At 42.0% G+C, this 11,784-nt stretch carries 13 protein-coding genes; 12 read left to right on the plus strand and 1 reads right to left on the minus strand.

Features of this window, described 5'->3' with window-relative positions:
* Positions 1-1,221 precede the first annotated feature (1,221 nt).
* A complete protein-coding gene (locus IZT61_RS16870; RefSeq protein WP_196098204.1) occupies positions 1,222-2,193 on the plus strand; it encodes a toprim domain-containing protein in 972 nt (323 codons plus the stop codon).
* Positions 2,194-2,288: 95 nt separating this feature from the next.
* Here IZT61_RS16870 and IZT61_RS16875 read toward each other — a convergent pair whose 3' ends face one another.
* Positions 2,289-2,867, minus strand: a complete 579-nt coding sequence (locus tag IZT61_RS16875; protein ID WP_196098205.1) for a hypothetical protein — start codon at positions 2,865-2,867, stop codon at positions 2,289-2,291.
* 203 nt (positions 2,868-3,070) lie between these two features.
* Here IZT61_RS16875 and IZT61_RS16880 point away from each other — a divergent pair, with 203 nt between their 5' ends.
* From IZT61_RS16880 to IZT61_RS16930, 11 genes are all read left to right on the plus strand, one after another.
* Positions 3,071-3,481: a plasmid mobilization protein gene (locus IZT61_RS16880; protein WP_196098206.1), complete on the plus strand. Its 411-nt coding sequence runs from the start codon at positions 3,071-3,073 to the stop codon at positions 3,479-3,481.
* A 2-nt stretch (positions 3,482-3,483) separates the two neighbouring features.
* Positions 3,484-4,674, plus strand: coding sequence for a relaxase/mobilization nuclease domain-containing protein (locus tag IZT61_RS16885; protein WP_196098207.1), 1,191 nt, complete (start codon positions 3,484-3,486; stop codon positions 4,672-4,674).
* A gap of 11 nt (positions 4,675-4,685) precedes the next feature.
* Entirely contained in the window at positions 4,686-5,321 is a 636-nt protein-coding gene (locus tag IZT61_RS16890) for a ParA family protein (protein WP_196098208.1), read from the plus strand.
* Positions 5,318-5,698, plus strand: a complete 381-nt coding sequence (locus IZT61_RS16895) for a hypothetical protein (protein WP_196098209.1) — start codon at positions 5,318-5,320, stop codon at positions 5,696-5,698. Before IZT61_RS16890 ends, IZT61_RS16895 begins: the two co-directional genes overlap by 4 nt.
* Positions 5,685-6,011 carry a hypothetical protein gene (locus IZT61_RS16900; protein WP_196098210.1) on the plus strand — a complete coding sequence of 109 codons (327 nt, stop codon included), beginning with the start codon at positions 5,685-5,687 and terminating at the stop codon, positions 6,009-6,011. Before IZT61_RS16895 ends, IZT61_RS16900 begins: the two co-directional genes overlap by 14 nt.
* 7 nt (positions 6,012-6,018) lie before the next feature.
* Positions 6,019-6,330 (plus strand): DUF4134 family protein, encoded by a 312-nt coding sequence (locus IZT61_RS16905; protein WP_196098211.1) that lies wholly within the window; start codon positions 6,019-6,021, stop codon positions 6,328-6,330.
* 31 nt (positions 6,331-6,361) lie between these two features.
* Positions 6,362-6,673, plus strand: a complete 312-nt coding sequence (locus IZT61_RS16910; RefSeq protein WP_196098212.1) for a DUF4134 domain-containing protein — start codon at positions 6,362-6,364, stop codon at positions 6,671-6,673.
* A gap of 6 nt (positions 6,674-6,679) precedes the next feature.
* Entirely contained in the window at positions 6,680-6,976 is a 297-nt protein-coding gene (locus tag IZT61_RS16915; RefSeq protein WP_196098213.1) for a DUF4133 domain-containing protein, read from the plus strand.
* Positions 6,957-8,897, plus strand: coding sequence for a TraG family conjugative transposon ATPase (locus IZT61_RS16920; protein ID WP_230383743.1), 1,941 nt, complete (start codon positions 6,957-6,959; stop codon positions 8,895-8,897). The genes IZT61_RS16915 and IZT61_RS16920 overlap by 20 nt, the downstream gene beginning before the upstream one ends.
* Positions 8,898-9,477: 580 nt before the next feature.
* Positions 9,478-11,142 carry a group II intron reverse transcriptase/maturase gene (gene ltrA, locus IZT61_RS16925; RefSeq protein ID WP_196098143.1) on the plus strand — a complete coding sequence of 555 codons (1,665 nt, stop codon included), beginning with the start codon at positions 9,478-9,480 and terminating at the stop codon, positions 11,140-11,142.
* On the plus strand, positions 11,139-11,765 hold the full coding sequence (locus IZT61_RS16930) for a TraG/VirB4 family ATPase (RefSeq protein WP_196098214.1): 627 nt from the start codon (positions 11,139-11,141) through the stop codon (positions 11,763-11,765). Before ltrA ends, IZT61_RS16930 begins: the two co-directional genes overlap by 4 nt.
* Positions 11,766-11,784: the final 19 nt, after the last annotated feature.

Genomic DNA, 11,784 nt, shown 5'->3' on the forward strand with positions numbered 1-11,784 from the left:
TAGATAAAAATAAGAGCAAAAGGCATGATTTTGTTTATAAATAATTGACAATCAATTTATGAATGAATTAAAATGACCTTATGCTCAAAGATAAAATTATAGAAATTTTTTTAGAGGTTGATGATTTTTGCAAAGAAATAATTGCCAGAACTTGAACAACAGTTCATCCATGACCGTTCTCTGGTCAAGCGCAACAGGAGGGCCGAACTCTGCGAGAGTGAAATGATTACCCTGATGGTCGCCTTTCACTAGGGTCAGTTCAGCAACCAGTATGTTCATGGAATACTAGTTAGGAGAAAGGATAATATGGCGTTAAGGAGTTTTTATATAATTATACTAATAATAACCTTAAGTGATTGCACATCAATAAGGAAAGATAATTTAAAGGGCAGTCTAATTGAGCTGTCTTCTCACGGGGAAATCTTCAACAATGCAATTAAGGAAATTATCGCATTAGAAAATCACATTAAAATATATAAAGATAGTTTATGTACAAACCAATTTATTTGACCCCTTTGCACCAATTTTAAATTATTTGTAAGTGCTTTGAAAAAAGTGTGTTATAATACATTTGTTATAGGCGAGAGGGGGTCAATCTACTCTGGTTTATCCAATCAACAATCATATTATCAGTAAACAACGCTTCAGTTAAGATGATTCTTCTGGGATTTTTTCTAACAAATTCAATGTAAAGCTATGTGTCCGGAAAGAAATTTTTAAAAATGTTTGGTAGTGAAAGTATAACACAAGTTTGAAAAAGTGTTAAAATCTTATTGCCAGGATTTGTAGAGATTTTAGCAAGTTCTAAAGTTTTGTCAAGAATTTACTCTTCGATGTGAGGGTTTTACGGTAATATCGATAGGCTAAAACATTTCCATTCCGAAAACCACTGCGATTAGGCTACGTTAAAAGAATTAAAAAATCGTACCCACTTTTTGAAAAGTGTCAAATGCTCGCAGCATACTTCCTGAATTTTGAGCCAACAAAAGAGTTGGTCTTTGACATTCAGGAATGAAACATTACCCATAACACTATGGGAATTTTGCGAAGCTTTGAGATAACGTCAAAAAGGTGAAGGCGCATTGGCAGACGAGAGTCCGGTTTGTAGAAACTGAGGTGAGTAATTCCAAATTCATTAATATCGAGGCCCTTCTTTAAGTCTCTATTTTCTTGGGGCGATGAGCCCCTTTTTCATTTCTAAAATTCCCAAAACCTAATGTTATGTCAGCTTTTCTAAATGTAAATGAGATCAAAGAGAAGGTTTCTCTGTTGAGTCTGTTAAAGAATTTGGGCTTCAGTCCACAAAAGCAATCCGGTGGAGAACATTTTTTTCTCAGTATGCTGAGAGAAGAGTATACAGCTTCCCTGTGCGTAAATGATGATCTCGGAGTATGGTATGACCACGGCGGAGCTGGTGTTTCGGGAATTAGAAGTGGAAGCATAATTGATTTTGGACTTGCCTACTGGTATCCGTCCACTTTCCCGGAGGTGCTGAGAAAGATCTTAGAATATTCAAAAGTCGAACTTGAAAACTCTTCGCAGTTGAACAATAGTGTTCCAGCCAGATTACAACCGGTAAAAGTTCCTAATTATAAAATAGAGGCTATAAACGAGTCAATTAAAAAGGACGCACTAAATGCCTATCTTAAATCCAGGGAAATCATTTCTGTAGCAAAGGATCATCTTTATGAACTGCATTATTCAGTTCTTGATAGCAAAAATAAACACAAGAATTTTTTTGCATCAGGATGGCCTAATGAGAATGGCGGATGGGAGGTAAGAAATAAATATTTCAAGGGCTGTCTTGGCCATAAAGGGATGTCATTTCTACAGGGAGCCACCGATAAGCTCTGTGTGTTCGAAGGGTATTTCGACTTTTTGAGCTGGCGGGTTGAAAACTCCAACGACCCATCCTCAGTACTTGTGTTAAATTCTTTGTCCTTTCTTCAATCGGCAATGGTTCGTGCAAAACAGTTCAGCGCCATTCAGGTATATTTCGATCATGATAAAGCCGGAATTTCTGCCACCCATGATTTTATAATCAATGTGAGCGGTAGCCAGGATTTTTCTTTTAAATATCTAGGGCATAAAGACTATAATGCAAAGCTAGTTACTGATGCAAATGCCGCTGTAGAACAGAAATTTGCGCAATTGAAATTCAGTACGGAAATTGGGTTCATCCCGGAGCGATAGTATATATAACTCTAGTCATCTAACTGAATATTCAGATGTAGGATTACATGCATATTTATATATAGACATATAAGCATATGTAAACATATTTAATCTTAATCCATGTTTTTCTGATCTTCCGCCCATTGATCCATAATTGGCTGATATTTTGAAATGAATTCGTCGAACGGTTGAAATATTAGCTTACTGCTATAGCTTGTATGTTCGAGATATAACTGATCGAAATCTAGCATTTCATCCCTTTTTGATATCAGCCTTCCATGAAATTCTTTGGTAAATCTCCACAGCATCCAAAGCGCAAAAATCATATGTCCGTATAGATTTGCCAGTTTGTTTTCTTCGTCTTGACCGGGCATCTGAGCCTCTTCCAAATAGGATATGAGATCTACGAGTCTCTCGCTAAGATAAGTGGGGATTTTTGATTTATCGATATTTTGAGCCAATTCAATCATACTTTGGAGTGCGGCGCTTTGACTGTCACTAATATGAAGTCCAACCTTAGGATAGAAATCCAGTTTAGATGCTTTCAGTAACAGCGCTCTGATTTTTGCTAATTCAGTCACAACGTTTTGCGAGTCGGCGATTCTGGACCGGTTGTTCGCTCTTCGGCTATCAAGAAAAGTTAGCACTGAAATCAGCAGGGCACCACCTGCGAGGTAATCACTTGGAGACATAATGGACATTTAATTTTTTGAGACTAATATATGATAATTGAACTTTATTTTTGGTAGGAATGCTCGTCGTTTTTTATTCTGCAAGTTGTGTTTTTGTCGCACAAAAACCCTTTAACTTGCCCGCCTTTTTTTGCCGGTGATCGGCAGCGGGATGGAAAAAACTCGCAACTCGTTTTTCTTTTGGAGGATCAAATCAATATCTTATGAGCGTTAAGCAGAAGAATGGAAGGCCGTTGAAGGTTGAGGGCAAAAGAACAAAACACATAAAAGCAAGACTAACTGAGAACGAATATAGCCTGGTCACACAACTGTGGAAATCCCTTTCGATGAAGGAAAGCGATTACGTGCGTTTGATGGTTTTGAAGCCTGGTTCGTTAAAGGTCAAAGTAAATGCGCATGAAGTGCTAAGGTTACTTGATCATCTGGGGGGTGAGCTGGGCAGGTCTGGAAACAACATCAATCAACTTGCAAGGCATGCGAATTTTTTGAATAAGCGAGGAATGCTTAACGCAGAAACAGTAGTCAAGTTCAACGAACTTTTCTCAGAATACATCTTTCTTTTCAGGCAAATTGAAAAAGAAACCAGAACACTTTTGCGCCGGCTGCAGAGTTAACCATGATCGTCAAGATATTACAGAAATCCAAAACGTTCAGAGCAGTTAGGTACAACACCAATAAGGTTGAAAAGGATAAAGGTGAGCTTTTAAAAGTTTCGGGATTTGAAGCGCTGTCCGGATTTTCGGAACTGAAACCCCAGGATTATATTAACTATCTATCCTCACTTGCAGCGTTGAACAAAAGGGTTGTGTATCCGCAGTTCCACGCCATGATTTCTTCAAAGGGAAGAGCTGCGGATAAACAAAGCCTGGTGTTTCTGGCAGAGAAATGGTTAATGGGAATGGGATACGGCAGTCAGCCTTATATGCTCATTTTTCATAAGGATACTGATAACAATCATATTCACATCGTCTCTTCCAGAGTCGACAGGGAGGGGAATAAAATATCTGACGTTTTCGAAAAGATTCGTGCATACCGTGTGCTCAACCGGCTAGTCGGCCAGGATGAAAAAAAATCGGCAAGTGAAGCGGTGAGCAAGGCACTGCAGTATCAATTTTCCACAGTAGCACAGTATTTAATAATCTTGGAGGCAAAAGGATATTCGGTCAAATTGGTAGGGGATACTTATAACGTATCAAAATTCGGTGAGCTGGTTGCAAAAGTGGATATTTCGAAAATCCACAACAGTTTAGCTGAAAATGGCTTTTCGCAAGAGCGGAAAGCTCAGTTGAGAAATATATTTGAAAAATACAGGCCATTAACCAACGCTAAGCTTCTCCCGGTGGTGGAGAACAACCTGCGCGGTGCACATGGAAAGATATTAAGGTATTACTCTGCTCTGAGCGAGAGACTTTCTTCCGACTTCGGACTGGAGTTTGTTTTTCATTTCAAGGATGATAAAGGTCCATATGGTTACACCGTTCTTGACCATGCCAAAAAAAATGTTTTCAAGGGCGGTGAAATTATGGCGCTGGGTAAATTTGCAGAGGTGCTCTCGACAGCACCCCACCCGTCGCTGGTATCTTTTGAGCCTTATGATCCGGTGCGACCCGGACATTTCCCTGAAGAAAATATGCTGCTTGAATCCCTGCCACTGCCAGTTATGGAGGAACTGTATCCCGGATCTGAAGAAGGAGGTCATATTGGCGATTTCTCATTCGGACTTGATATCGCGGATGATATTGACGATGAACAGATCAATGGCCGAAACCGCAGAAAAAAGGGAAAGCCAAGGACGAACACACGATAAAAATATTTGATATGGTTATACTACTAGGCAACCAAAAAGGAGGTTCTGGTAAAAGCACGCTGTGCCTGCTACTGGCATACTACCTTTCCACAATAAAACAAGCGAAGGTTACCGTTCTGGACATGGATTATCAGGCATCAGTCTCGGGAAAGTTCGAGAAAGCAAAGATTCTGGAGAATGAACCAATTTACGAGGTTATCGCATCAGACCTCAAGTATTATCCTGCCTTACTCGAGCTATTAACACAAAATACCCAGGAGTTCGTACTCATTGATTTACCCGGTAAAATGGATGATGATTTATTGATTCCCATTATAAGTTCTGCAGAACTTATAATCTGCCCTTTCAACTATGATGAATTCTCGGTCGACAGTACTGTTCTTTTTTCTTTGGTCTGCAAGGAGATAAACAAGCTCTCGCCAATTGTGTATGTACCCAACCGGATCAAGTCCACGGTGAAATATGAAACAAAAGAGGAGGTTGATAGGGTGCTCGCCAGGTTTGGCATGGTCTCCCCGAATATCTCGGACAGGATCGATTTTCAACGTGTGGGAACAGTTCATATACCAGCAGTACTCATTCCGGTTTTTATGCCGGCCCTTGATTTTATCTTCAATATCCATATGAGCAAAGGAGCTTCACCATGAGCCAAATCAAATCACTAGCCCAGCAGCTTAAATCTAAATTAGAGGAGCAGAAAGGTGTGCCCGTAATTAATGATGCTGAAACAAGTCAGGCTCAGAAAGAAAGGGACAAACCCGATGACAGGTACTCAGTCACGGATGCTAAAAAGATATCAGCACTTCTTTCAGCGCTTCGTGACTTCAATATGGATGGGCAGGAAAAAATTCTGATCCGTCTCGACAAGCGCACAATTGCGCAATTAAAGCAGCTGAAAGTCGCAACCAATATTGAAATGAACAGGGTAATTGCCTTTGCGCTGCAAAATTTCCTAAAGTCCCATCCCTGGCTAAACGACTACATTTCTCAAACCCTAAAACAAATGGCCCATGAGCTGGATTAATTTTTTAACTGTAATCTTTATCATTTACCTGGTTTACTATTGCCTGAACCTATTCTTTGATTTATTTCTTTCGCCGCGCGTTCCCATTGGAGAAATCTCTGAGGATGAACTGTTTTTCACCGAAACCCATACTCCTGAACTGATTACTGCTAATAGAAAGGCAGAGCCGGTAATAGAGGAGGCAGAAAAAGAAAAACCTATAGTTTATTTTCCGAGCGCACCAATCAATGCCAGTGGTGGCATTAGTCTAAAGCACCTTTTTTCCCTTGCAAAGGATAACCTGATTGAGCATACACGCGCAATACCCTATTAATCTTCCGATGAAGATTTTTAAAAAATTCGTGAATGTGATATCAATCTCAATCTTTGTGCTTTTCTCTATTTCTGCTGCTGCCCAGCCAGGTATCTCCGAATTCTATTCAGCCTCTTCCGAGGTTCATCGGTGGTATTTTTCGCTTTCCGATTTGGTACTGGTGATTGGCGCTATTTCCGGAATGCTCGGCGGACTGAGGGTGTACGCAAATTGGCAGACGGGGAAACATCACATTGATGCCCAAGTGATGGGCTGGTTCTTTTCCTGCATCTTTTTGTCCGTTATGGGCATTTTTCTTCATGGGCTCTTCGGTCTCTAATCACATAATTAACTTCTATTTTATTTTTTTTATGACAATAAAAAGCAAAAAACTTTTACTGGTGGCTATGCTATTGGGCACAGTGCAAGCCAGTTTCTCACAGACCGGTGGCGGTACGACAGGCATCAATGCGGCAACTTCTTCGCTTACCGCTTATGTGGACCCGGTCTCTACGCTTACTCTAGCCATTGGTGCCGTGGTAGGCATTATCGGCGGCGTCCGCGTTTATATCAAATGGAATTCCGGTGATCAGGATATCAATAAGGAAATTATGGGCTGGGGCGGATCCTGCCTATTTCTGGTGCTGGTATCCGTTGTCATCAAGGCGTTCTTTGGCGTATAAAAATTTATGCGCACATATCCAGTTTACAAGGGGCTGCAAAAGCCCCTTGTTTATCGCGGCTTTAAGGGCAAGTTTATCGCATACGGGATTTGCACACTTGGTCTGGGATTGGTTCTAGGAGGATTGAGCGGGGCCCTCGTTAATATGTACTTCGGGGGAATTGTAACCATTTTCTCTATCACCGGTGGCTTACTCTATACTTCCTCCAAACAGAAATCCGGTCTGCACGATAAGAAAAGATCCGAAAAAATACACATCCACCCAGTTTATTTAAGCAGAGGCTATGGGAAAATCGGAATTTAAGTTGCCCTATGCCGGGATTGAGGAAACCTGCGGGCTTAACATTCTTTATGGCGAGGCTGGGGACTTTTCAGTTGTTCTTTCCATTGAGAACCCCGTGCTGATCTATTCTGCCGACCCGGCCGCCTATCAAGGCTTTCATCTTTTGCTGCTGAACGTAATCAAGATCCTGGGTGAGGGTTACATCGTTCAAAAGCAGGATGTTTTTGCGAAAAGGAAATTTATCGGTAAGGATAAAACCGAGCCCTTGCAGCAGAAGTACGATGAGCACTTTTTAGGAAGGGAATATATCGAGCATAGCACTTGCCTTGTTATAACGCGTCAGGTTAAGCGAAACGCAATGTACGTCTATGACAAAAAGGCCTTGATGGATTTTATCTCCAACATTGCCAAAATTACTGAACTCCTTAAAGGTGCATCATTATCACCTGCTTTATTTGACCGGTCTTCCCTGGAGCGCTACGTATCGCGTATTATGGCTATGAATTTCTCCTCGGAGCATTTTTCGCTGAATAATTTCAGGCCGGGTGATAATGAAATTGGTATAGGTGCAAATTCGGTAAGGTGCATGAGTCTGGTCAATATCGACTCCATCGACATGCCGGAATCCATCGGTCCGTTTTTATTGGCAAATGATTGGAAGGGGCTTGAAGAGTTCCCCTTGGATAATCTTTCCTTTCTATCTTCTGTCCCTGCGGTAGAGACCCTTATTTATAACCAACTGTTAGAAATTCCTCCCCAAGGGGCTATGCTGAATAAACTCAGGCTCAAGCGCAAAAGGCATTCAGGCGTTCCGGACCCTGCGAACAGGATGTGCGTGGAGGACATTGACAAACTCCTTGTTGATGTCGCAAGGGAAAACCAGCTCCTGACCCATGTTCATTATTCAATAATTGTCTGTTCGCAGGCAGCAAATATTGACGCCAGCTGCAACTATATCGAAGCCAATCTTTTTAAACAGGGGATCATCCCATCGAAAAATGCATACAACCAAATGGAGCTCTTCAGGTGCGCACTGCCGGGGAATGGAGCCGAGCTTAAAAAGTACGATTGGTTTTTAACAACGGCAGATGCTGCACTTTGCCTGTTCTATAAGGAAAGGCTGATGAGGGATGAACCCTCGAAATTTTTGATGCGGTTCACTGACCGCAGGGGAATCCCCGTTGGTATTGATCTGGCCGACCTCCCGATGGATAACGGACGGATTACCAACCGCTCCAAGTTCGTTTTGGGCAGTTCGGGAACAGGGAAATCCTTTTTTATGAATTCCCTGCTGGAACAGTATATGCTTTATAATTACGATGTGGTAATCGTAGACGTCGGGCATTCCTATTCCGGGCTTTGCAGCTATTTCAATGGCAAATATTATACATACACCGAGCAGAACCCGATTACCATGAATCCATTCATGATCTCGGAAAAAGAATACAACCGTGAAAAAAAGGATTTCTTGAAGACCCTCATTGGACTGCTTTTGAAGGGGGCTGATGGCAACGTCTCGCAGATCGAGGATACCGTTTTTTCAAATGTGATCTCAGCCTACTATGCCGACTTTTTTTCAGGAAACCAGAATGCAGGGCTGTCTTTAAGTTTTGACTCTTTTTATCATTATTCCATAGAAAAGATTGCCCGGATCAAGGAAGATGAAAAGGTTTCCTTTGATCTGGATGAGTACAGGTACGTGCTCCGTAAGTTCTGTATTGGGGGAGAATATGGTAGACTGCTTAATGAAAGCACCACTGCGTCCAATTTCTCCGAACGTTTTATTGTCTACGAAATTGATTCAATTAAGGAGAACAAGGTACTTTTTCCAATCGTAACCCTGGTGATAATGGATCTGGTTCTGCAGAAAATGAGGCACCGGACAGGGCAAAGAAAAGCGCTCATTTTAGAGGAGGCGTGGGTGCGACGAGAAGTTGCATAAGTGATTGTCTGGCAATGTGACCAGACCTGCTGTTTCGTCAGCAGTAACCTATCGGCACATGCATTATTGGTAACGGTTTTGTATGAAGCTGCCGAGTAAAAAAGCCCTTTCGGATGAAGGAGCATAAGCCGTGAGGCTTAGCAACAATCTTTAGTATCATAAGGTTGGGGCTCAAGGTTGAATGGTATGGCTAACATAAGTGAACTGTCGATTGAACCATCGTAACTTCGCACTAGCCAAAGATACTGATAGGCTATAACCCAAAAGGGAAGCAGTCGGTTATCCCAGTCCAAGCATGGGATACACGAACATTAGCACTGCCGGTGGATAGACAGAGCCTAACCCATTCATTTGTCACTTATGTAGAACTCGGTAAGCCTGTACCGTTCCTGTTTTAATCAGGAAAGCGAACCGCAAGGGAAGCCGATAGCGGTGCGGGTATAAGAACGCGGAAAAAGCGAAGGCCATCCTGTAATGGGCTGGATAGGGGTTTCAATGTCACCCCACGCTAAAGCGGGCAGACTTCCGTATGGTAACTTATTACAATTAACTATTAGAACTTTCAAAAGGAGGAAAGCAAATGAACGTAATTGAAAAATCGTGTGCGCCTTCTGACCAAGTTTTCCACTGGAACAGTATTGACTGGGACAGGTGTGAATCAGAGGTTAGAAAGCTACAAGTTAGACTTGTAAAGGCTCAGAAAGAGTCCAGGCATAACAAAGTGAAAGCTTTGCAATGGCTGCTGACTCATTCGTTTTATGCCAAAGCTTTGGCAGTAAAGCGGGTAACCTCTAACAAAGGTAGGAATACGGCGGGAGTGGACAACAAATTGTGGTCTACCCCAATTGCTAAATCTCGGGCGATCAACGACCTGAAAAGGAGAGGTTATCAACCTCAACCGTTAAAACGGGTTAATATTAAAAAGAGTAATGGTAAAGAACGTCCTCTGGGAATTCCGACTATGAAAGACAGGGCAATGCAGGCGTTGTATCTATTGGCCTTAGCGCCAGTCGCTGAAACAACAGCGGACGGACCATCATATGGTTTCCGTAAGGAACGTTGCGCTCAGGATGCATTGCAGTTTGCACATAGCCTGCTATCAAAGAGTTATTCTCCAGAGTGGGTACTTGAAGCCGATATCAAAGGATGCTTTGATCACATCAGCCATGAGTGGTTACTTGCTAATGTTCCAATGGACAAAAGCATTCTCCAAAAGTGGCTGAAATGTGGTTTCATCTTTAAGAATGAGCGCTTTTCCACTGACGAGGGTACTCCGCAAGGGGGTATCATCTCACCAACTCTGGCCAATATTGCACTGGATGGATTGCAGTCATTGATTGCAAGTAAGTTTAAAATCAGAAAAGTCAACAAGGTGGCAATTGTACCTAAGGTAAAATTGATCCGCTATGCTGATGATTTCATTATCACGGGTAAAACCAAAGAACAATTGGAAACAGAAGTGTTGCCGTTAATTAAGGAATTTCTTGCAGAAAGAGGTTTATCACTTTCGCACGAGAAAACCAAGATAACGCATATTACTGACGGATTCGACTTTTTAGGCTTCAATATTCGTGAGTATGATAATGGTTCTGTTATGACTATACCATCAAAGGCAGGTCTTTTGAAACTATCCGAAAAGATTGGAGGCATCATTCGTGCCAATAAAACCAGTCGCCAGGATGTTCTCATCAGACAATTAAACCCTGTAATAACTGGTTGGGCGAACTACTTTAAAACTAGTTCAGCCTCAGATACCTTTAGAAAAGTTGATTTCCTGATGTTTCACAAGCTATGGTCTTGGGCATTAAGGAGACATCCTAAAAAGGGAAGATACTGGATTTCAGAAAGGTATTTCCGCAGGATCAAGAATAGAAATTGGTGTTTTGCGACCGATACGCCTGGACACGAAGGAACAAGCGAAGTCTTTTCCCTTAAACGAGCGTACGACTTTAAAATACTTAGGCATATTCAGATCAAACAGGATGCAAACCCTTTTGACCAGGAATGGGAACCTTACTTTCAAAAGCGCAAAGTATTTAGAATGCTTGAAACTTTGGATGGTAAAAAGACCCTGTTAGCATTGTGGTTGAAGCAAAACCGTAAATGTGATTTATGTGGTAGGGATATAAATGCGGATGATGAATGGGCTATTAACAAACGCAGGTTTGGTGAAGACATTCGCATCACATTGGTACATAAACCCTGCCGCAGAAGCCACGACCAACTAAAGTTGAGGTTAACATGAGCCGGCTCATATATATGGGCTTTAAGTTGCTTGAGCCGTATGAGGGGAAACTCTCACGTACGGTTCTTAGGGGGGAAAGCGGGAGTAATCCCGCCGACCTACCCGATAAGGCAATCGCCTCTCCGCTGATGGCTAACTACATTTTATACCTTTATAAGACCATGAGGAAATTCTGGGGCGAACCAATAGTGGTCACCCAGGAACTTGGAGACATTTTAGGAAATGCGGTTATCAAGGATTCCATTCTGGCCAGTTCAGATACTATCTGTTTACTCGACCAATCCAAGTTTCGGGGGAATTACGAGCAGGTGGCAAAGCTCCTTGCCCTAAATGAGGTCGAGCAGCGAAAGATATTTACAATCAATGGCCTTGATAATAAAGCGGGCAGGGGGAAATTTAAGGAGGTCTATATCAAGCGGGGTAATATTGGAGAAGTTTATGGGGTAGAGGTTTCATTGTTCCAGTACCTTACCTTCACCACTGAAAAGCCGGAAAAGACCGCTGTAGAATCCTATGTTGCCAGATTCGGATCGTACTCTGCCGGGCTTGAAGCTTTCGTTTCAGACCTGAGATCCAGTCGCCTTGGCCTTGCCGATTTCATCATGCAGGTAAATGCCGAATAATTCACTATAAATCATTTCT

Source organism: Pedobacter endophyticus (assembly GCF_015679185.1).
Lineage (GTDB): Bacteria > Bacteroidota > Bacteroidia > Sphingobacteriales > Sphingobacteriaceae > Pedobacter > Pedobacter endophyticus.